Origin of the sequence: Streptomyces adustus, from assembly GCF_009377175.1 — a bacterium.
GTDB classification, from domain to species: domain Bacteria; phylum Actinomycetota; class Actinomycetes; order Streptomycetales; family Streptomycetaceae; genus Streptomyces; species Streptomyces adustus.
In genome coordinates this window covers 1-20,395 of the sequence record NZ_VJZD01000012.1, presented here as the reverse complement: position 1 = coordinate 20,395, position 20,395 = coordinate 1, and the positions used below count along the sequence as shown (strand labels likewise).

At 71.5% G+C, this 20,395-nt stretch carries 16 protein-coding genes and 1 pseudogene; 11 read left to right on the top strand and 6 right to left on the bottom strand.

The window, feature by feature from the left end; genetic code table 11:
• The first annotated feature begins 2 nt into the window (after positions 1–2).
• Together FNH09_RS04955 and nuoN are read left to right on the top strand one after the other, a co-directional pair.
• On the top strand, positions 3–1,574 hold the full coding sequence (locus FNH09_RS04955; RefSeq protein ID WP_152885503.1) for an NADH-quinone oxidoreductase subunit M: 1,572 nt from the start codon (positions 3–5) through the stop codon (positions 1,572–1,574).
• Complete coding sequence (gene nuoN / locus FNH09_RS04950; RefSeq protein WP_162468127.1) at positions 1,571–3,229, top strand: NADH-quinone oxidoreductase subunit NuoN; 1,659 nt, start codon at positions 1,571–1,573, stop codon at positions 3,227–3,229. The genes FNH09_RS04955 and nuoN overlap by 4 nt, the downstream gene beginning before the upstream one ends.
• Before the next feature lie 68 nt (positions 3,230–3,297).
• Here nuoN and FNH09_RS04945 read toward each other — a convergent pair whose 3' ends face one another.
• A complete protein-coding gene (locus tag FNH09_RS04945) occupies positions 3,298–3,897 on the bottom strand; it encodes a Uma2 family endonuclease (protein ID WP_152885502.1) in 600 nt (199 codons plus the stop codon).
• 199 nt (positions 3,898–4,096) lie between these two features.
• Between FNH09_RS04945 and recQ the strand changes: the two genes are divergently transcribed.
• Positions 4,097–6,088 carry a DNA helicase RecQ gene (gene recQ, locus FNH09_RS04940; RefSeq protein WP_152885501.1) on the top strand — a complete coding sequence of 664 codons (1,992 nt, stop codon included), beginning with the start codon at positions 4,097–4,099 and terminating at the stop codon, positions 6,086–6,088.
• A gap of 116 nt (positions 6,089–6,204) precedes the next feature.
• Here recQ and FNH09_RS04935 read toward each other — a convergent pair whose 3' ends face one another.
• Together FNH09_RS04935 and fahA are read right to left on the bottom strand one after the other, a co-directional pair.
• Positions 6,205–7,143 carry a M56 family metallopeptidase gene (locus FNH09_RS04935; RefSeq protein WP_152885500.1) on the bottom strand — a complete coding sequence of 313 codons (939 nt, stop codon included), beginning with the start codon at positions 7,141–7,143 and terminating at the stop codon, positions 6,205–6,207.
• Between the two features lie 239 nt (positions 7,144–7,382).
• On the bottom strand, positions 7,383–8,603 hold the full coding sequence (gene fahA / locus FNH09_RS04930; RefSeq protein ID WP_152885499.1) for a fumarylacetoacetase: 1,221 nt from the start codon (positions 8,601–8,603) through the stop codon (positions 7,383–7,385).
• A gap of 254 nt (positions 8,604–8,857) precedes the next feature.
• Between fahA and FNH09_RS04925 the strand changes: the two genes are divergently transcribed.
• The 3 genes from FNH09_RS04925 to FNH09_RS04915 all read left to right on the top strand — a co-directional run bounded on the left by FNH09_RS04925 (position 8,858) and on the right by FNH09_RS04915 (position 12,251).
• Positions 8,858–10,108 (top strand): ATP-grasp domain-containing protein, encoded by a 1,251-nt coding sequence (locus FNH09_RS04925; protein WP_162468126.1) that lies wholly within the window; start codon positions 8,858–8,860, stop codon positions 10,106–10,108.
• Positions 10,109–10,135: 27 nt separating this feature from the next.
• Positions 10,136–11,350 carry an FAD-dependent oxidoreductase gene (locus tag FNH09_RS04920; protein ID WP_162468125.1) on the top strand — a complete coding sequence of 405 codons (1,215 nt, stop codon included), beginning with the start codon at positions 10,136–10,138 and terminating at the stop codon, positions 11,348–11,350.
• An 85-nt stretch (positions 11,351–11,435) separates the two neighbouring features.
• Positions 11,436–12,251 carry an HAD family hydrolase gene (locus FNH09_RS04915; protein ID WP_152885497.1) on the top strand — a complete coding sequence of 272 codons (816 nt, stop codon included), beginning with the start codon at positions 11,436–11,438 and terminating at the stop codon, positions 12,249–12,251.
• A gap of 19 nt (positions 12,252–12,270) precedes the next feature.
• Here FNH09_RS04915 and FNH09_RS04910 read toward each other — a convergent pair whose 3' ends face one another.
• A complete protein-coding gene (locus FNH09_RS04910) occupies positions 12,271–12,741 on the bottom strand; it encodes a transglycosylase SLT domain-containing protein (protein ID WP_152885496.1) in 471 nt (156 codons plus the stop codon).
• Positions 12,742–13,649: 908 nt separating this feature from the next.
• On the opposite strand from FNH09_RS04910, the gene FNH09_RS04905 reads away from it, so the two are divergent.
• The 4 genes from FNH09_RS04905 (at position 13,650) to FNH09_RS04890 (ending at position 18,197) form a co-directional block, all read left to right on the top strand.
• Positions 13,650–14,660: a polyprenyl synthetase family protein gene (locus FNH09_RS04905; RefSeq protein WP_162468124.1), complete on the top strand. Its 1,011-nt coding sequence runs from the start codon at positions 13,650–13,652 to the stop codon at positions 14,658–14,660.
• Between the two features lie 287 nt (positions 14,661–14,947).
• The gene (locus FNH09_RS04900) at positions 14,948–16,279 is read left to right on the top strand and encodes a LolA family protein (RefSeq protein WP_152885495.1); all 1,332 of its coding nucleotides are present in this window, start codon (positions 14,948–14,950) and stop codon (positions 16,277–16,279) included.
• Positions 16,280–16,306: 27 nt separating this feature from the next.
• Positions 16,307–17,317, top strand: a complete 1,011-nt coding sequence (locus tag FNH09_RS04895) for an ABC transporter ATP-binding protein (protein ID WP_152885494.1) — start codon at positions 16,307–16,309, stop codon at positions 17,315–17,317.
• The gene (locus tag FNH09_RS04890; protein WP_152885493.1) at positions 17,304–18,197 is read left to right on the top strand and encodes an ABC transporter permease; all 894 of its coding nucleotides are present in this window, start codon (positions 17,304–17,306) and stop codon (positions 18,195–18,197) included. The genes FNH09_RS04895 and FNH09_RS04890 overlap by 14 nt, the downstream gene beginning before the upstream one ends.
• A 10-nt stretch (positions 18,198–18,207) precedes the next feature.
• Here the strand turns inward: FNH09_RS04890 and FNH09_RS04885 are convergent, their stop codons facing one another.
• Both FNH09_RS04885 and FNH09_RS04880 read right to left on the bottom strand, forming a co-directional pair.
• Entirely contained in the window at positions 18,208–18,822 is a 615-nt protein-coding gene (locus tag FNH09_RS04885) for a flavodoxin family protein (RefSeq protein ID WP_152885492.1), read from the bottom strand.
• Between the two features lie 75 nt (positions 18,823–18,897).
• Entirely contained in the window at positions 18,898–19,380 is a 483-nt protein-coding gene (locus FNH09_RS04880) for a DUF6668 family protein (RefSeq protein ID WP_420802738.1), read from the bottom strand.
• A gap of 344 nt (positions 19,381–19,724) precedes the next feature.
• Here FNH09_RS04880 and FNH09_RS04875 point away from each other — a divergent pair.
• A pseudogene (locus tag FNH09_RS04875) lies at positions 19,725–20,395 on the top strand (tetratricopeptide repeat protein); the annotation flags it as partial.

The window sequence follows — 20,395 nt, the reverse complement described above, 5'->3', positions numbered from 1 at the left end:
CGATGTCCTTTCCTCTGCTGACAGCGACGGCGGCGCTCCCGGCCGTCGGGGCGATCGCCACGGCCGCCGTGCCGGCCGCCCGGCGCAACGCCGCCAAGGCGCTGGCGCTGCTCGTCTCGCTCGCCACCCTCGCTCTGGCGATCGTCGTCCTGGTCCGTTTCGACCCGGGCGGCGACCGGTACCAGCTCACCGAGTCCCACGCCTGGATCAAGGAGTTCGGGGTCAGGTACGAGCTGGGCGTGGACGGCATCGGGGTGGCGCTGATCGCGCTGACCGCCCTGCTGATCCCGTTCATCGTCCTCGCGGGCTGGCACGACGCCGACCCACTGGAGACCGGAAGCCGCCGCTGGCGGCCGACGCAGGGCTTCTTCGCCCTGATCCTGGCCGTCGAGGCGATGGTGATCCTCTCCTTCGAGGCCACCGACGTCTTCCTCTTCTACGTCTTCTTCGAAGCCATGCTGATCCCGATGTACTTCCTCATCGGCGGCTTCGGGGACCGTGCCCACGAGCACGGGGAGGCGGCCGCGTCCACGCAACGCTCGTACGCGGCGGTGAAGTTCCTCCTCTACAACCTGGTCGGCGGTCTGATCATGCTGGCCGCGGTGATCGGCCTCTATGTGGTGGCCGGCAACTTCAGCCTCCAGGAGATCGTGCAGGCGCGGGCGAACGGCTCGCTGCACATGGCGACCAGCACCGAACGCTGGCTGTTCCTGGGCTTCTTCTTCGCCTTCGCGGTGAAGGCCCCGCTGTGGCCGCTGCACACCTGGCTGCCCAACGCGATGGGGGAGGCCACCACTCCGGTCGCCGTCCTCATCACCGCGGTGGTCGACAAGGTGGGCACCTTCGCGATGCTCCGCTACTGCCTCCAGCTCTTCCCGGAGGCCTCGAAGTGGGCGACGCCCGCGATCCTCGTACTGGCGCTGATCAGCATCATCTACGGGGCGCTGCTCGCCGTCGGACAGCGCGACATCAAGCGCCTGGTGGCGTACGCGTCGATCTCGCACTTCGGGTTCATCATCCTGGGCATCTTCGCGATGACCAGTCAGGGCCAGTCCGGCGCCACGCTCTACATGGTCAACCACGGGATCTCGACGGCCGCGCTGATGCTGGTCGCGGGCTTCCTGATCTCCCGGCGCGGCTCCCGGCTCATCGCCGACTACGGCGGCGTGCAGAAGGTGGCCCCGGTCCTCGCGGGCACCTTCCTGATCGGCGGCCTGGCGACCCTCTCCCTGCCGGGTCTGGCGCCCTTCGTCAGCGAGTTCCTGGTGCTGGTCGGCACGTTCGCGCGCTATCCGGTGATCGGCATCATCGCCACCTTCGGCATCGTCCTCGCCGCGCTCTACACCCTCGTCCTCTACCAGCGGACGATGACGGGCCCGGTGAAGGCGGAGGTCGAGGCGATGCCGGACCTCAGGGCCCGCGAACTGCTGGTCGTCGCGCCGCTGATCGTCCTGCTGATCTTCCTGGGTGTCTACCCGAAGCCCGTCACGGACATCGTCAACCCGGCGGTCAAGCAGACCCTGTCCGACGTCCAGAAGAAGGACCCCCAGCCCGAGGTGGAGGCGGCCAAGTGAGCGCAACAGCCGTCCACAGCCTGTGGACAACCGCGGCAACCGCGGCCGGCCCGATCTCGAAGATCGAAACGCCGAAGATCGAATACGGGCAGCTCTCGCCCACCCTGATCGTGGTGGGCGCCGCGATCATCGGGGTGCTGGTCGAGGCGTTCGTGCCCCGCAAGTCCCGCTACTACGCACAGCTGTTCGTGTCGGCGGTGGCGCTCGTCGCGGCGTTCGCCGCGGTGATCGCCCTCGCGGCCGGCGGCTACGGCACGACGAAGGCGCACATCGCCGCGATGGGCGCCATCGCGGTCGACGGACCGTCCCTGTTCCTCCAGGGCACGATCCTGCTGACCGCCCTGGTCGGCCTGTTCACCTTCGCCGAGCGCCGCCTCGACCCGCAGGCGCACGGCAACCGGGTCGACTCGTTCGCGGCACAGGCCGCGTCCGTGCCCGGCAGCGACAGCGAGAAGGCGGCCGTGAAGGCCGGGTTCACCACCACCGAGGTCTTCCCGCTGCTGCTCTTCGCCGTCTCCGGCATGCTGGTCTTCCCCTCGGCCAACGACCTGCTGACGCTGTTCGTGGCCCTGGAGGTCTTCTCGCTGCCGCTGTACCTGCTCTGCGCGCTGGCCCGCCGCAAGCGGCTCATGTCGCAGGAGGCCGCCGTCAAGTACTTCCTGCTCGGCGCCTTCGCCTCCGCGTTCACGCTCTTCGGCATCGCCCTGCTGTACGGGTACGCCGGGTCGATGTCGTACGCCACCATCGCGCAGGTCGTCGACGGCCGGGTCACCAGCGTCGACCCGGCGCTCGCCGGCACCATGGGCAACGACGCGCTGCTGCTCGTCGGCGTCGCGCTGCTCGCCATGGGCCTGCTGTTCAAGGTGGGCGCGGTGCCGTTCCACATGTGGACGCCGGACGTGTACCAGGGCGCGCCGACACCGGTGACCGGGTTCATGGCGGCGGCGACCAAGGTCGCGGCCTTCGGCGCGCTGCTGCGACTGCTGTACGTCGTCCTGCCCGGCCTGCGCTGGGACTGGCGGCCGGTCATGTGGGGCGTCGCGATCATCACGATGCTGGGCGGCGCGATCGTCGCGATCACCCAGACCGACATCAAGCGGCTGCTGGCGTACTCGTCGATCGCGCACGCCGGATTCATCCTCGCCGGTGTCATCGCGACCACGCCGGACGGCGTGTCCTCGGTGCTCTTCTACCTGGGCGCGTACTCGTTCGTGACGATCGGCGCGTTCGCGGTCGTCACCCTCGTCCGAGACGCCGGAGGCGAGGCGACGCACCTGTCCAAGTGGGCGGGGCTCGGCCGTAGGTCGCCGCTGGTGGCGGCCGTGTTCGCGGTGTTCCTGCTGGCCTTCGCGGGCATCCCGCTCACCTCCGGCTTCGCCGGGAAGTTCGCCGTGTTCCGCGCGGCGGCGGAGGGCGGGGCGGCCCCGCTGGTCGTGGTCGGTGTGATCTCGTCGGCGATCGCGGCGTTCTTCTACATCCGGGTGATCGTGCTGATGTTCTTCAGCGAGCCGAAGCCGGAGGGCCCGACGGTCGCGGTGCCGTCGCCGCTGACGATGACCGCCATCGCGGTCGGCGTCGCGGTGACCCTGGTGCTCGGTGTGGCGCCGCAGTACTTCCTGGACCTGGCCAGCCAGGCGGGGGTGTTCGTGCGCTGACACGATCCGCGCCGGCACGACGGCGGCCCGGCACCCGCGGAGGGTGCCGGGCCGCCGTGCGTCGTGGGCTACTCGCCGCCGCGCCGTGACTTGATGCCGGTGAGGTCGAGGTCCATGGGGAAGGGCATGCCGACCTTCATCCGCTCACGGAAGATGCCCACACTGGTGTACGCGCCGGTGGTCGGCTCCAGCTCGAAGGCATGCACCGCGGCCCGGCCCTTCTCGTTCTCCACCCGCCAGTAGTGCGCGATGCCCGCACGCGCGTACTTCAGGGGCTTGGTCTCGCGGTCGCGGGAGACGGATTCGGCGGAGACGACCTCGATGGCCAGGGTGACCGCGTCGGCCGGGTAGCGCGTCTGCTCCGGATCGTCCACCACGTCCGCCCGTACGACGATCACGTCAGGTTCGGGGCGGTTCTGCCGGTCGATGTCGATGGTGAACTCCCGGACGACCTCGAATTCCGCGGGCGCCAGCGACTGGAGCTGCCATTCGAAGAAACTCACAGCGCGTGAGTGGAAAAGGGTCTGCGGACTCACGAAGACCAGGCTCCCGTCGATCAGTTCCGTGTGCGGGGGAAGATCCGGAAGCCGGTCCAGGTCGTCGGCGGTCCAGCCGCCCTCGGGCGGGATCGGCCAGCTGGACGCGGACGCCTTCGGTGCGACGCTCATCAGTGCTCCCATGGGACGGAGTCTCGCCGGTGCTTTCAGACTATCGGCGGAAATCGGGCGGGTCTGCCGCGAACGTGTGAACGGTGATCGTGTCCTTGACGGCCACCGACGGTGCCGGTCTGTGGATAACTCCGAGGCTGTCGGTGCGGACCCCTATCGTGGAGGCAGTGGTCGAGGGACGACGTACGGGGGCACGGAGATGGGCGGGACAGGCGGGATCACGGAGATGCCAGACGTGACGGACAGCGAGGCACTGGCCACGCTGCACCGGGTATTCGGGTACGGAGCCTTCCGCGGCGAGCAGGAAGCGATCGTCGAGCACGTGGTGGCCGGCGGAGACGCCGTGGTGCTGATGCCGACCGGCGGCGGCAAGTCGCTGTGCTACCAGATCCCGTCCCTGGTCAGACCCGGTACGGGCATCGTCGTCTCCCCGCTCATCGCGCTGATGCAGGACCAGGTGGACGCCCTGCGGGCGCTGGGTGTGCGCGCGGGCTTCATGAACTCCACGCAGGGCTTCGACGAGCGGCGGACGGTCGAGGCCGAGTTCCTCGCCGGTGAGCTCGACATGCTGTACCTGGCGCCGGAGCGGCTGCGCCTGGACTCCACCCTGGACCTGCTCTCCCGCGGCAAGATCGCGCTCTTCGCGATCGACGAGGCGCACTGCGTGTCCCAGTGGGGACACGACTTCCGTCCCGACTATCTCGCCCTGTCCCTGCTCGGCGAGCGCTGGCCGGACGTCCCGCGGATCGCCCTCACGGCCACGGCCACCCGTGCGACCCACCAGGAGATCACCCAGCGGCTGAACATGCCGACGGCCCGGCACTTCGAGGCGAGCTTCGACCGGCCGAACATCCAGTACCGGATCGTGCCCAAGGCCGATCCCAAGAAGCAGCTGCTGGGCTTCCTGCGCGAGGAGCACGCGGGCGACGCGGGCATCGTGTACTGCCTCTCGCGCAACTCGGTCGAGAAGACGGCGGAGTTCCTGACCCGCAACGGCGTCGAGGCGGTGCCCTACCACGCAGGCCTGGACGCGGGCACGCGCGCGGCCCACCAGTCGCGGTTCCTGCGGGAGGACGGGCTGGTCGTGGTGGCGACCATCGCCTTCGGCATGGGCATCGACAAGCCCGACGTGCGGTTCGTCGCCCACCTCGACCTGCCCAAGTCGGTCGAGGGCTACTACCAGGAGACGGGCCGCGCCGGGCGCGACGGACAGCCCTCGACGGCCTGGATGGCGTACGGGCTCAACGACGTCGTCCAGCAGCGCAAGCTGATCCAGTCCGGCGAGGGCGACGAGGCGTTCCGCCGCCGGGCCGCCGCGCACCTGGACTCGATGCTGGCGCTGTGCGAGACCGCCCGCTGCCGCCGCGGACAGCTCCTCGCCTACTTCGGGCAGGAACCGGACCCGGCGGGCTGCGGCAACTGCGACACCTGCCTGACCCCGCCCGAGACCTGGGACGGCACGGTCGCGGCCCAGAAGCTGCTGTCTACGGTGGTGCGGTTGCAGCGCGAGCGCGGGCAGAAGTTCGGCGCGGTGCAGATCGTCGACATCCTGATGGGCCGGCGCACCGCCAAGGTGATCCAGTTCGACCACGACCAGCTGTCCGTGTTCGGCATCGGCGAGGATCTGGCCGAGGGCGAGTGGCGTGGAGTCGTGCGGCAGCTGCTGGCGCAGGGACTGCTCGCGGTCGAGGGGGACTACGGCACGCTGGTGCTGACCGAGGACAGCGGTGCGGTGCTGCGGCGCGAGCGTGAGGTGGCGCTGCGCAAGGAACCGAAGAAGCCCGCGGCCGCGCGGACCGGCTCCTCCGGCCGGGGGGAACGCAAGCCCAAGGCCGCCGCGGCCGAGCTGCCCGAGGAGCTGCTGCCCGCCTTCGAGGCACTGCGCGCCTGGCGTGCGGAGCAGGCCCGTGAGCAGGGAGTTCCGGCGTACGTCATCTTCCACGACGCCACGCTCCGGGAGATCGTCACCGTGTGGCCCACGTCCGTCGCACAGCTCGGCGGGGTCGGCGGGGTCGGCGAGAAGAAGCTGGCGACGTACGGGGAGGGTGTGATCGCGGTCCTGGCCGCCCAGGACGGGACGCCGAAGGCGGAGTCGGCCCCGGCGGGCGACGCGGACCGGGCCGATGCAGATCCGGGCGCCGACCACTGGCCCGAGATGGACGCCGAACCGGAGCCCGACGACTGGATGTAGCCCCAGCGCCCCCAGCGGCCCGAGGGGGCGGGTGCGCCGGGCGCCGCTGGCTTCGTGCCGCCGGCCTCGTGCCGCCGGCTCCGTGCGGTCGGCCCAGCGTCGTCAGCTCAGTGTCGTCAGCTCAGTGTCGTCAGCGCCGGGGCGAAGGTGATCAGCAGCGGGAGGAGCGGGACCAGCGCGGCCACCGTCGTCGTCAGGGCCCGGTCCCTGCGGCCCAGGCGCGGCGGCGGTGCGAGGAGACGGTCGACCCGCTCGCCCAGGAGACGGTGACTGGAGGCGCAGGAGAGCACCCCGCGGTGCTGGTTCAGTTCGATGAGGGCCAGCGCGGTGGTCAGATGGCCGCAGCGGCGGGAGGCCGTGTCGTCGGCGGCGAGCTCCACCAGCCGGTGGGTCTGCTCGCAGAAGTGGGCGAACAGGGGGACCCGCGGGAAGCCGGTCGCCAGGGCCGTGGACAGATGCAGCAGCCAGTCGTGGTGGGCGCGGGCGTGGTCGCGCTCGTGGGTGAGGACTGCGTCGAGCTGGTGCGCGGTGAGCCGGTGCAGGGCTCCCGTGGTGACGACGAGCTGGGGCGGGTGACCGGGCAGCCACCAGGCGTCGGGGTACTCGTCCTCCAGCACCAGCAGCGGCCCCCGGGCGCCGGGCAGGCCGGGCGGCAGATCGGGGGCGCGCTCGCGCAGCTGGGCGCGGGCCAGGCCGCGGCTGCGCCGGGCCTCGACCAGTTCGCGGGCCAGCATCGCCGTGGTCCAGGCGGCCCCGCAGGCCAGCAGCAGGGTGAGGGCGGTCGCCCAGGGGGGCGCGCCGGACAGGTCGTACGCCTCGGTCACGGACGGCGGCGCGGGGGCGAAGACCTGGACACGGACGGTGTGGAAGACGGCGGCGGCACTCAGTACGAGAGCCGTCAGACAGCACAGCAGCACGGTGGCGACCAGGCACTGCCACACCCACAGCGCGACCACGGGTTCGCGCTCCGGCCATACCGCGCGGGTCAGCGCACGGGGGATCGGTACGGCGGCGGCCAGGGCGACGGCGCTCAACAGGAGCAGGCAGACGGTCATGCCACGGGCTCCGGATCCTGATCGGAGGGGGTGGATGTCAGGGCGGTCGTGCACGCGCGTCGTCCGGCGCGTCGTGCGTCCACCGCCAGTATGCGGGCGCCGGGCGCAGGAAGGAGGTCCTTCGTCCGCCGAGTCCGGGTCGGACTCCGGGGTCGGAGTCCGGAGCCGGGGTCCGGGCCGGGGGCGGATTCGGCGTCGGCCGTACCTCCCCCGGCCCGGACAGCGCGTGCCCGTGCCGGTCAGTCGCGCGGCACCACGCGTCCCGTCACCTCTCCGAGGCCCACCCGCAGCCCGTTCGGACCCGGTGCCCAGGCGGTCATGGTCACCACGTCGCCGTCCTCCAGGAACGCCCGCTTTCCGTCGGGGAGTTCGAGGGGGTCGCGGCCGTTCCAGGTCAGCTCCAGCAGGGAGCCGCGCTCGCGTTCGGTGGGACCGCTGACCGTGCCCGACCCGTACAGGTCACCCGTGCGCAGCGAGGCGCCGTTCACGGTCATGTGGGCGAGCTGCTGGGCGGCGGTCCAGTACATGCCGGAGAACGGCGGCTCGGACACGACATGGCCGTTGATCGCGACGGAGATGCGCAGGTCGTAGCCGCCGGGCTCCTCGCCCGAGTCGTCCAGGTAGGGCAGCAGGGCGTGGGTGCGGGCCGGCGGTGCCACCCGCGCGTCGTCCAGCGCGTCCAGCGGCGTGATCCACGCCGACACCGAGGTGGCGAAGGACTTGCCGAGGAACGGGCCGAGCGGGACGTACTCCCAGGCCTGGATGTCGCGTGCGGACCAGTCGTTCAGCAGGCACAGGCCGAAGACGTGCTCCTGGAAGTCGCCGAGCGCCACCGGCCGGCCCAGCTCCGAGGGCGTCCCCACCACGAAGCCGACCTCGGCCTCGATGTCCAGCCGGACCGACGGGCCGAAGACGGGTGCCTCGTCCGTGGGCGCCTTGCGCTGGCCCGACGGCCGCACGACGTCCGTGCCCGAGACCACGACCGTGCCGGACCGTCCGTGGTAACCGATCGGCAGGTGCTTCCAGTTCGGGGTCAGGGAGTCCGCCGCGTCCGGGCGGAAGATCTGCCCGACGTTGCGGGCGTGGTTCTCCGAGGCGTAGAAGTCCACGTAGTCGGCGACCTCGAACGGCAGGTGCATGGTCACCGACGACAGGGGGTGCAGGAACGGCTCGACGACCTGCCGGTGGGCCGGTACGGTCACCCACCCGGTCAGCGCGCGCCGTACGTCGGACCACACCGTGCGGCCGGCCGCCAGCAGCGGGTTGAGGGTGGGCCGGGCGAGCACGGAGGCGTACGGCGAGCCGAGCGCCCGGGCCGCGGCCCCCGCGTCGAGGACGTGATCGCCGAGCCGGACACCGACCCTGCGTTCGGCGGAGTCCGAACCCGCGGGGGAGAAGACGCCGTACGGCAGGTTGTGCGGCCCGAAGGGATCGCCCTCGGGGACGTCGAAGGGGGGCATGGGTGCTGCCTCACTCTCGGATGCGTGCGGTGCGTTCCGTCTGTTCATGCCACACGATGCGTTCCATGTGGCCGCGCCACACGTTACGGCCGAGTTGCCTGTCTTGGGCAGTGTCTAAAGAGTTTGCAATGTCCCTTTTGGGGTTGTCGGAGCGGTCAATTCCGGCTTAGCGTCTTTTTCGGGACACGGACGGGGTGGGTCCGGTCCGTGGAGGGGGACACGTGGGGGGACCCGTGGCCAGGAGCGGCGACAGCGTGCCTTTACAGGCCGACGGTGACGTGCCGGGCCTGATCGTCAAGTTCGGCGACTATCCGCTGCACCACGGCGGGGTCGGAGCGATCCGCAGTCTGGGCCGCCTGGGCGTCCCGATGTACGCGATAACCGAGGACCGTTACACACCCGCGGCGGCCTCCCGCTATCTGGAGCGGGCGTTCGTCTGGCCGACCAGCGGCACCGAGGAGCCGGAGCACCTGGTGGAGGGGCTGCTGCGGATCGGCCGCCGGATCGGCCGTCCCGCCGTGCTCGTCCCCACCGACGAGGAGGCCGCGGTCCTGATCGCCGAGCATCAGGAGGCGCTCGGCGACAGCTTCCTCTTCCCGCGGGTCGAGCCGGAGCTGCCGCGCCGGCTGGCCAGCAAGCAGGGCCTGCACGAACTGTGCGTGGAACACGGCGTCCCGAGCCCGTCGGCGGCCTTCCCGCAGTCCTACGACGACATCGTCGCCTTCGCCGAGAAGGCCCGCTTCCCGGTGGTGGCCAAGAACCGTGAGGCGTTCGTGCGCCGTGCGCGGCCGGCGGTGAACGGGACGACGAGGATCGCCACCCGTGAGGGCCTGCTCGCGCTCGCCCGCGACTGGGTCGGCCGTCCCGGCGACCCCGGGGTGATCCTCCAGGAGTACCTGCCGAGGGAGGAGGCCGAGGACTGGATCGTGCACGCCTACTTCGACCGGGACGCGACCCCGCTGGCGATGTTCACCGGGGTGAAGGTCCGCTCCTGGCCGCCGCACGCGGGGATGACGGCGAACGCGTACGTCGTCGACAACCCGGAACTCGCCGACCTCGCCGCACGATTCGTCAAACAGATCGGCTTCACCGGAATCGTCGACCTCGACCTGCGCTTCGACCGGCGCGACGGACAGTACAAACTCCTCGACTTCAACCCGCGCATGGGTGCCCAGTTCCGGCTCTTCGAGAGCGAGTCGAGGGTGGACGTCGTGCGCGCCATGCATCTGGATCTGACCGGGCGTGCCGTTCCGGAGGGGGAACAGCGGGCCGGCCACCGGTATCTCGTGGAGAACATCGACCTGCCCGCCCTGCTCGCCTACCGCCGCAGCGGCTACACGACGCCGCACGCACCGGCGCGGGCGAGCGGCACGGAGCTGGCCTGGCTGGCGGGTGACGACCTGCGGCCGTTCTTCACGATGCTCGCGCGCTTCGTGCGGCCGGGCGCGAAGCACCTGTATCAGCTGTGGCGTGCCAACCGCCGCGGCGGCACCACCACGAAGTGACGAATTGACGTCCTGGGGAGGGACTTCGTGAGCCAACCCGTAGCAGTCATCGGTGCCGGACCTTTCGGCCTGTCGACCGCCGCCCATCTGCGGGCGCGCGGTGTCCCCGTCCGTGTCTTCGGCGAACCCATGGTCAGCTGGCGCGACCACATGCCCGCGGGCATGCTGCTGAAGTCGACGCCCGCGGCCTCCAGCATCGACGCCCCGCAGGCCGGCCACACGCTCGGCGACTACTGCGACGCGGCCGGCATACGCCGGCTCGTGACGGACGAGGACATCATCCCCGCCGAGACCTTCATCGCCTACGGCGAGTGGTTCCAGCAGCAGCTGGTGCCGCGGCTGGAGCGGGTGCGGGTGGTCTCCGTCGACCGCAGGGCCGGCGAGCCCCGCGGCACGGGCTTCGAACTGAAGCTGGACTCGGGTGAGTCGTTCACCGCCCGCGCGGTCGTCGTGGCCACGGGCCTGGCCGGACTTTCCCATCTGCCCCCCGAGCTGACCGTCGCCGGGGCGGACGGCCCCTCGCCCACCGGCCCGGTCTCCCACAGCTCCCAGCACCACGACCTCGGCCGCTTCTCCGGCAGGGAACTCCTCGTGGTCGGCGCGGGCCAGTCCGCGCTGGAGACGGCGGCGCTCGCGGCGGAGGCGGGCGCGCAGGTGCGCGTGGTCTCGCGCGGCCGGGGCCGGGTGGCCTTCGGCGCACCCCCGTGGAAGCAGCCGAGGCTGCGCCCCGAGTCCCCCTTCGGCCGCGCCTGGTCGCTGTGGGCGCTCAGCTACTACCCGCACCCCTACCGACACCTGCCGGCCCGGGCCCGCCACTACCTGGTCCGTCGTGTGCTCGGGCCGCTCGGCGCCTGGTGGCTGCGCGACCGCTTCGAGGGAAAGGTGCAGGTCAGCGAGGTCGACCGGGTCATCGGGGCGGGCGCGGCGGACGATCGGGCGACGCTGACCGTCGCCCCGTACTCGGGTGGCACCCAGCAGTTGTCCGCCGACCATGTCATAGCGGCGACCGGCTACCGGGTGGACATGGCGGCGATGGACTTCCTGGGCCACCGGCTGCGTGCCGAGCTCGTGGTCAGCCGAGGCACTCCCAGGCTCGGCGCGGGCTATGTGTCGTCCGTGCCCGGTCTGTACTTCACCGGCCTGCCGGCGGCGGCCTCGTACGGCCCGGTCATGCGGTTCGTGTGCGGCACCGAGTTCGCCTCCCCGCGGCTGGCGCAGCACCTGGCGGCGGCCCACGGCTGAGGAAGGCGAAAGAGGAGCCCGCGGGCGTCACTTGGGGCCGAAACGGGGGTGAGTCGCGGGGGCGTGCGGTCCGTATTCTCTGATCATGGCCGCTCCCCTCGTATTCTCACTCGTCGCCACCGATCTGGACGGCTCGTTGCTGCGCGGCGACGACACGCTCTCCGACCGGACCCTGGCCGCTCTCGCGCGGGTGACCCGGGCCGGCGCCCGGCACCTCGTGGTGACGGGCCGCCCGGCGCCGAGGGTGCGGCCGCTGCTCGACGTCATCGGCTGCGCCGGGCTCGCGGTGTGCGGGCAGGGCGCGCAGTTGTACGACGCCGGTGCGGACCGGCTGCTGTGGTCGGTCACCCTCGACCGGGAGCTGGCCGCGACCGCCCTCGGCAAGATCGAGGCCGAGGTGGGGCAGGTGTACGCGGCCGTCGACCAGGACGGGGTCGACGGCCTCACGCTCATCGAGCCGGGCTATCTGATGCCGCACCCGACCCTGCCCGCGCTACGGGTCGGGCGGCGCGACGATCTGTGGTGCGAACCCATCAGCAAGGTCCTGCTGCGCCATCCAGCCCTGTCCGACGACGAGTTGGCGGCGACGGCCCGTTCGGTGGTGGGCTCGCTGGCGACGGTCACCATGTCGGGGCCGGGGACCGTCGAGCTCCAGCCGTGCGGCATCACCAAGGCGACCGGCCTGGCGCTGGCCGCCGAGCATCTCGGCCTGCGCGCCGAACACGCCCTCGCCTTCGGTGACATGCCCAACGACATCCCCATGTTCGACTGGGCCGCCCACGGCGTGGCGATGGCCAACGCCCATCCCGAACTCAAGTCCGTGGCCGACGAGATCACCTTGTCGAACGAGGACGACGGCATCGCCGTCGTCCTCGAAAGACTCTTTCCCGGAGAGGTCTGACCGTCCCGGGCGGGGCCGGTCAGTAGGCGCCGAACACGTTGTCGATCGAGCCGTAGCGCTTGGCGGCGTAGTTGCAGGCGGCCGTGATGTTCGCGACCGGGTCGTAGATGTCGAACGACGTGCCGCCGACGTGGTAGGCGGCGAAGGTCGGGTCGATGACCTGGAGCAGGCCCTTGGACGGTATGCCCTTGGCCGCGTTGGAGTCCCAGAGGTTGATGGCGCGCGGGTTGCCGGAGGACTCCCGCATCACGTTGCGGTGGATCGCGTTGTAGCTGCCCGGGATGTGGTGCTGGGCCATGACCGAGAGCGACTGCCGGATCCAGCCGTCGAGGTTGTTGGTGTACTTCGGGGCCGTGGTGACCGGCGTGGTGGTGGCCGCGGAGGCGCTGGTGGCACCGAGGAGCGGCAGGGCGAGCACGGCGGCGCCGGTACCGGCGACGGCGAGGGTGCGGACGAAACGGGCGCGACGGCTCTGACCGGCAGCGTGCATGGCGTGATTCCTCTCCGGTGCCTGCGAGGTGAGCTGTCGGGTTCGGGCCGGGAGGTGCCCGTCCGCGCCGCCGTGTGGCGACGCGGCTCAACCCCTAGCCGTTCCGGGTGGGATGCCCGGTCCGGCGGCTTACCTGGTTCCCCCGCTCCTGCCGTACGAGTGTGTTCGTCGGTGGTGGTGAAGGGCGGCGGCAGGATTAGGCGTCCGCCCGACTCGCCGGGAACGTATGCGAGAGCACATGTCCGGAACAAGGGACTGGTTCACACCTAGCCCCATTTGACCTTGGTCTGAGGCATTTGGGGCACTTGATCCTTTGCGGTTGCCAAGGGTCAACTCGCTTGCCGGGGAAGGGTGGCGAGGGTGAGTGGTGGGTACATCCACTTATGGGGCCACGTGAGCCAATTCACTGTTTACGGAGTCGGCCACAATTGCCCCCAAGGGGAATTTCATAACTAATTCCAGCGAATCGGACATAAAGGTGCTTAGAGTCCGTTTCCGGTACATCTGGCGGAGTGCCGCCGCGCTGCTGCCGGTCGCCTGTCGCGAGGGGGGTGGCCGGATCCGTGCGGCCCCGTCGCCTCGTGCGGTGACGCGGAGGTGTCGAGTTGCGGCGCGGGCGGGAACTCGGTCGGGTGCTTTCGGTCGACCGGGCGAAGGTGCCCGGCGGTGCGCCCGGGCGGGTCGTGCGACCTGCCCATGGAGGTCGCCATATCGGTTGAAAGCGGCCGAAGGTCACCCTTGTCGTCTGATCGGAAACATCTCGGGCGTGACCCGGTACCGCCTGGCCGGTAACCGTGGGGGCTATCGGTGATCGAAACGTGACCGGATACGCTGACTTGAGGTGGTGGCAGCGACCTATCGACAAACCGCGTGAGCGCCAGTGGACACCAGCAGACAGGAGACCCCTCGTGACCGTCGTCGGGCCGTTCGGGCTGAGCGTGCGGGACCAGGCTCTGGAAGCCGATGTCCAGGCCGGATTGGCGGCCGTCGAGGAAGGCCTGCTCGAGGCCACCAAGAGTGAAGTCCCCTTCATCACGGAGGCCGCGCAGCATCTGGTGCGGGCGGGCGGGAAGCGTTTCCGGCCACTGCTCGTGATGCTCGCGGCGCAGTTCGGGGACCGGTACGCGCCGGGGATCGTGCCGTCGGCGGTGGTCGTGGAACTGACCCACCTCGCCACGCTGTACCACGACGACGTCATGGACGAGGCCGAGGTGCGGCGCGGGGTGGACAGCGCGAACACCCGCTGGGGCAACGCCGTCGCGGTCCTCACCGGTGACTTCCTGTTCGCGCGGGCGTCGCACATCCTGGCCGACCTCGGGCCCGAGGCGGTGCGGGTGCAGGCGGAGGCGTTCGAGCGGCTCGTGACCGGACAGATCCTGGAGACGGCGGGGCCGCAGGACGGGCGGGACCCGGTCGAGCACTACCTGGACGTGCTGGGTGGCAAGACCGGATCGCTGGTGGCGGTGTCGTGCCGGTTCGGGGCGATGATGTCCGGGGCGGACGAGACGGTCGTGGACGTGCTGACGCAGTACGGGGAGCGGCTGGGAGTCGCCTTCCAGCTGGCCGACGACGTGCTGGACATCGCGTCGGACTCCCGCGAGTCGGGCAAGACCCCCGGCACGGATCTGCGGGAGGGCATCCCCACGCTTCCGGTGCTGCGGCTGCGCGAGCGGGCCGCACGGCTGGGGCTGGCGGAGGACATCGCGCTGTGCGAGCTGCTGGACTCCGACCTGAGCGACGACGCGAAGCTGACGGAGGCGCTGGCGGCCCTGCGCGAGCACCCCGCGCTGGAGCAGGCGCGCAAGGACACCGTGCGCTACGCGCAGGACGCGCGCGCCGCGCTGGCGCCGCTGCGGGAGTGCGACGCGAAGCGGGCGCTGGTGGAGCTGTGCGACGCGGTGGTGCACCGGGCGGGCTAGGGACTGCCGGGCAGGCCCTGCCGGGTCGGCCCCTGTTGTTCGGAGTGCGGTGTCGGGCGCGACCCCTACGGGTCGGGCGCGGCACCGCCTCTTCGTGTCATACCCCAGCAGTACGCGGAGTTGATCCCGCGGTCTGACGCTTCGACAGCCCCGATTTGGTGAGATGGACACAACGGAAAACACCACTCCTCACCGATTCGGGTGAGAATGGCGGCTCAGGGTGGGACCACGAGTGCGAGGACGCGCCGAGACGCACAGCCGCCGCCGACCACGGAGGTAGGGCACACATGGCACCGTACGAATCCGACGACAGCACGACCGGTGTGACCGGTACGACCGCCGGGGAGGCCGACGACCTGCGCTCCGGGCGTCGTACGGCCGCTCGGTACGTCGTTCCGGTCGCGGTGGTGGGGGTGGCCGCGGCGACCATCGGGCTCGTCCCGGCGCTCGCCTCCTCCGGGGACCCCGACCTTCCGAAGATCACCGCGCAGCAACTCATCGACAGGATCGCCCAGTCGGACGTGGAGCAGCTGTCCGGCACGGTGAAGATCACCACGGACCTGGGGCTCCCCGACCTCGGCGGACTGGAGAGCGGCCTGCTGTCGGGCGCCACGGGCGGCTCGGGCTCCGCCGGCGGCGGGTCGAGCGCGGACCCGTCCGCCAAGCTGACCGAACTCGCCTCCGGCACGCACACCCTGCGGGTCGCGACCGACGGCCCGGACCGGCAGAAGCTCTCGCTGCTGGAGAGCGCCGCCGAGTACAGCGTCATCCATGACGGCAAGGACGTCTGGGGCTACGACAGCAAGTCCAACGAGGTCTACCACTCGACCGCGGACGACAGCGCGGCCAAGGGCGACCGCCGCGAGGAGCCGGTCCCGGCCACCCCCAAGGGCCTCACCGAGGAGGCCCTGAAGTCGGTCGACGCCACCACGTCCGTGACCGTCGACGGCACCATGCAGGTCGCCGGGCGGGACGCGTACAAGCTGCTCGTCAAGCCCAAGCAGTCCGGCAGCACGGTCGGCACGATCAGCGTGGCCGTGGACGCGAAGACCGGGCTGCCGCTGAAGTTCACGCTGACCCCGGCCGGTGGCGGCGCGGCGGTCGTGGACGCGGGCTTCACCCGGATCAGCTTCGCCAAGCCCGCCGCGTCGACCTTCGACTTCACCCCGCCCAAGGGGGCCAAGGTCACCGAGGGCGACGACCACGGGCAGGGCCGGGAGAGCGGGAAGTCCCGCGACGACAGCGCGAAGGGCGACAAGGGCGACAAGGGCGCCAAGGGCGCGCAGGGCCTCGAAGGCTTCCCGGGCCTGTCGGGCCTCGCGGGCTCGGAGGGTGCCGGCGACTCCAAGGTCATCGGCGAGGGCTGGACCTCCATCGCCGCCTTCGACTCCGGCAGCAAGAGCGGCCTGCCCACCGGTTCCGCCGACGGCGCCGCCGGTGCGGCCGGCGACCTCGGCGGCTTCCTCGGCTCGCTCGGCGACAAGGTCACCGGCAAGTTCGGTTCGGGCACGGTCTTCTCCACCCGCCTGGTGAACGCCCTGATCACGGACGACGGCAAGGTGTACGTCGGCGCGGTCACCAAGGGCGCGCTGGTCAAGGCGGCCGACGCCGACCACTGAGGTGGGTACGACGAAACGAGGGAGCTGATGGACGAGCCGTCCGCCACGCAACCGCCCCCGCCGGACGCGGATGCCGACGCCGGTGCCGATGCGCGTGCGCATGCCGGTGCCGGGGTCATCGCCACCCGCGGTCTGACCAAGCGCTACCGCGGCGGACAGCTCGCCGTGGACGGTCTCGACCTGACCGTCCCGGCGGGCAGCGTCTTCGGCTTCCTCGGCCCGAACGGCTCCGGCAAGACCACCACCATCCGCATGCTGATGGGCCTGATCGCGCCCACCTCGGGCACGGCGCGGGTGCTGGGGCAGCCCATGCCCCGCGCCTCGCGCGCCGTGCTGCCGCAGGTCGGCGCGCTCATCGAGGGCCCGGCCCTCTACGGCTTCCTCTCCGGCCGGGACAACCTGACCAGGTACGACGCCGCCGACCCGACGGCCGACCCGCGCACCCGGCGTACCCGCGTCGCGCAGGCGCTGGACCGGGTGGGCCTGTCGGCCGCGGCGGGCAAGAAGGCGAAGGCGTACTCCCTCGGCATGAAACAGCGGCTCGGTCTGGCGGCGGCGCTGCTCCAGCCGCGCCGGCTGCTCGTCCTGGACGAGCCGACCAACGGCCTCGACCCGCAGGGCATGCGGGAGATCCGGACCCTGGTGCGGGAACTGGCCTTCGACGGCACGACCGTCTTCCTCTCCTCGCACCTGCTCGACGAGATCGAGCAGGTGTGCACCCATGCCGCGGTGATGGCGCAGGGACGGCTCGTCACCCAGGGAGCGGTCTCCGACCTGGCCGCGGGGGCCCGCGGCCGACTGGTGGTGACCACGCCCGACCCGGGCGACGCGGCCCGGGTGCTGAAGGAGCAGGGCGTCGGCGACCTCGTCGTGGCCGAGGACCGGGTGACCGGCGAACCACCCGAGCGGGACCTTGCCGAGGTGAACGCGGCACTGGTGACCGCCGGGGTCCGGGTGCGCGGCTTCGGGGTCGAACGGGCCTCGCTGGAGGACGCGTTCGTGGCCCTGACGGGGGAGGGGTTCGATGTCGCGGGTTGAGGCGGCCGTCCCGGCCGGCGCGGTGGACGTCCCCCGTCGACCCGGCCCCCTGTGGACCTTCGGTCTGCTGCGCAGCGAACTGGTGACCACCTTCCGGCGCTGGCGCACGCTCGCCCTGCTGGGTGTGCTGGCGGCCGTGCCGGTCCTGGTCGGGATCGCGGTCAGGATCGAGACCGGCGACGGGTCCCCGGACGGCCGCGGAGGCGGCGGGCCGGCGTTCATCTCGCAGATCACCAACAACGGGCTGTTCCTGGTGTTCACGGCGCTGGCCGCGACGCTGCCGTTCTTCCTGCCGATGGCGATCGGGGTCGTCGCGGGCGACGCGATCGCGGGCGAGGCCGGCGCCGGGACGCTGCGCTACCTGCTGGTGGCGCCCGCCGGCCGCACCCGTCTGCTGCTCACCAAGTACGCGACCACGATCGCCTTCTGCCTGGTGGCCACGCTCGTCGTCGCCGCCTCGGCGATGCTGGTCGGGGCCCTGCTCTTCCCGCTCGGTGACCTGACGACGATCTCCGGCACCCGGATCACGTTCGCCGAGGGCCTGGGCCGGGCGGCGCTGATCGCCCTGGTCGTGGCCGCCTCACTGACCGGCGTCGCGGCGCTCGGCCTGTTCGTCTCGACCCTGACCGGCAGCGGTATCGCGGCCATGGCGACCACCGTGGGTCTGCTGATCACCGTCCAGATCCTCGACCAGATCCCGCAGCTGCACGCGATCCAGCCGTATCTGTTCTCGCACTACTGGCTGTCCTTCGCCGACCTGCTGCGGGAGCCGGTCTACTGGGACGACCTGGTGCGCAACCTCGGCCTCCAGGGGTTGTACGCGGCGGTGTTCGGCACCGCCGCGTGGGCCCGCTTCACGACGAAGGACATCAGCACCTGAGGGGTGCGGGTCAGGCGTCCTCGAACGGGAAGCGGGCGAGTGGTGCCTCGCGCGCGAAGAACGTCTTCGCCCGCGTCAGCGCCGTCGTGTCCTTCAGTACGTCGCCGCGGTCGCTGCCGTTGCCGAGCAGGACCCCGCCGAAGCGCATCTTCAGGTACGCGGCCGTGTTGTTGAGCGTGCCGATCAGCGGGTCGGCGACGACCGGCTCGTGGTCCGCGAGCGCGGTGACGCCCCAGAGGGTGCGTCCGGCCAGGGTCGCCCGGAAGTCGACGCCGGGGGTGCGCAGCCAGCCCGTCCAGTGGTCCAGGTAGCGCTTGGTGGGGCCGGACACCGAGTACCAGTACAGCGGCGAGGCGATCACGATGTCCGTCGCGGCGAGCGTGGCGTCCAGCAGTGCCGCCACGTTGTCATGGGTCGCCGCGTCGGCCGGGGTGGCGTCGGCGTCGGGGCGGGTGCGGCCGCCGGGGTGCCGCCGGTCCTCGAACTCCGGCAGCGGCCGTTCGAGAAGGCTGATCCACTCCTGCTCCACGTCCGCGGGCAGTTGCTCGGCGGCCCGGCGGGCCAGCAGTTCGGTGTTGCCCTCGGTGCGGCTGCTGCCCAGTACGAACAGGAAACGGCGGCCCATTGCTCCCCCAGGAGACTCGGCTGACGACAGATGCATGCGCCCGCAATGAACGCCTCTACATTACATGCGTCTACATTACATGCACGTGCAACTGTACTCCGTCAGTCGGATCAGTGTCCGGGTCTCCCGCGGCGGCTCCCCGCCCAGGTCGCCGACGCGCCAGGCGGCCACCCAGGGCACCCGGTGCACGTCGACGGCCGACTCGATCCGTGCGACCCGCTGGGCGAGGGGGCGCGGCAGTCGGCCCGGCGCGTCCGCGACGAGCACGACGGAGTCCAGGTCGAGTCCCACGGGAGCCTCCCCGAGCCGGAAGACCTCCAAGGTGCGCAGTACGGCATCCAGCCCCGCCGCATGGGTCCGGGCGACCAGCAGGACCGACTGCGGATCGTCCGGGCCGGGCCAGTCGCGCCCGCAGTCCCGGCCGCCGTAGACCGCGGCGAGCGTGGAGGTGCCCGCGCCGCCGTGCGTGGCCACCCAGGAGAAGTGCCGGTGGGTGCCGTGGACGTGTCCGGGCCCGTACCCCTCCTGCGGGTACCGCGCGCTCCGCGAGTCCCGCACGTTCCCCTCCGGCGGGCTCACCGGACCCCGGATCCAGATTTCCGGCCCCTGTCGTGCACCGCCGTTCGGCATTCCCGTGCTCCTCCCTCGTCGTCCTTGATCCTCATCACTCCGCTCGTCACGCGTCCGGCACCGCGGGCGACGTCCTGGGACGAGTCTGTGACGTCGTGGTGACGCGTGCACCGTAAGTGGGCGGAGAGACTCGACAGTATGTGCACGACTGGATCCTGCCGCCGGGGGAGCGGTGGCCCGGCGTCGGGAAGGAGCACCATGGAGGCTGCGGAAACCACGGCACCGGCCCGCGCCGACCGCCGACTCCCCGACGCATCCGAGTGAGGGAAGCGATGTCTCGACTCAGCCGCGACAAGAAGCGCGAAGAGAAGCGCTCCGCGCGCTCCGCGGACCCCGCGTCGCCCGTGGTGGCGCCGCTGGACGTCCGGGTGCCGGCGTCCGGACCGGGCCTGGGCGGTGCGTCGATCGGCGGCGTACCGGTCCTCCCGGCGCCCGGCGAGGAGGTCCAGCACGCCGTGCTGAGTCATCTCCACCGCATCGCCCTCGCCACCGGACATCCGGTGGTCGCCATGGTCCAGGACGATCGCATCGGTTACGTCGTCCCCCTTCGAGTGGATCTGGACGGCGCCAGCCACTTCGCCGGGGAGCCCGCCCGCATCACCCCGCCGCAGGACGTCCCCGCGCCCGCGCCTGCGGCCGCCCCGGTCGCTCCCGTCGCTCCGGTGGCCCCGGCCTGGCAGCCGGAGGACGCCGTGCCGGTCCGGACGGAGCCGCCGACCCACCTCCTGCGCGCGCTGCCTGAACACGCGCCGCAGGGGGACCCGTCGGAGCCGGCGCAACCGGGGCCCCGCTCGCACCCGCAGCCGGGGCCGGCCGACCCGGCCCCCACTTTCCGGCTGCGCGTGGTCTCGGAGCCGCCGCCGCGGACGCCCTACGGCACTGCCGTGGCCCCGACGGGCGAGTTCGGCCCGCCGCCCACCATGGACGGCCCCCCGGCCCCGGC

Coding starts and splice junctions, on each gene's coding strand:
- FNH09_RS04955 (WP_152885503.1), top strand. CDS start 3: ATGTCCTTTCCTCTGCTGACAGCGACGGCGGCGCTCCCGGCCGTCGGG.
- FNH09_RS04945 (WP_152885502.1), bottom strand. CDS start 3,897: ATGAGCGTCGCACCGAAGGCGTCCGCGTCCAGCTGGCCGATCCCGCCC.
- recQ (WP_152885501.1), top strand. CDS start 4,097: ATGGGCGGGACAGGCGGGATCACGGAGATGCCAGACGTGACGGACAGC.
- FNH09_RS04935 (WP_152885500.1), bottom strand. CDS start 7,143: ATGACCGTCTGCCTGCTCCTGTTGAGCGCCGTCGCCCTGGCCGCCGCC.
- fahA (WP_152885499.1), bottom strand. CDS start 8,603: ATGCCCCCCTTCGACGTCCCCGAGGGCGATCCCTTCGGGCCGCACAAC.
- FNH09_RS04915 (WP_152885497.1), top strand. CDS start 11,436: ATGGCCGCTCCCCTCGTATTCTCACTCGTCGCCACCGATCTGGACGGC.
- FNH09_RS04910 (WP_152885496.1), bottom strand. CDS start 12,741: ATGCACGCTGCCGGTCAGAGCCGTCGCGCCCGTTTCGTCCGCACCCTC.
- FNH09_RS04900 (WP_152885495.1), top strand. CDS start 14,948: ATGGCACCGTACGAATCCGACGACAGCACGACCGGTGTGACCGGTACG.
- FNH09_RS04895 (WP_152885494.1), top strand. CDS start 16,307: ATGGACGAGCCGTCCGCCACGCAACCGCCCCCGCCGGACGCGGATGCC.
- FNH09_RS04890 (WP_152885493.1), top strand. CDS start 17,304: ATGTCGCGGGTTGAGGCGGCCGTCCCGGCCGGCGCGGTGGACGTCCCC.
- FNH09_RS04885 (WP_152885492.1), bottom strand. CDS start 18,822: ATGGGCCGCCGTTTCCTGTTCGTACTGGGCAGCAGCCGCACCGAGGGC.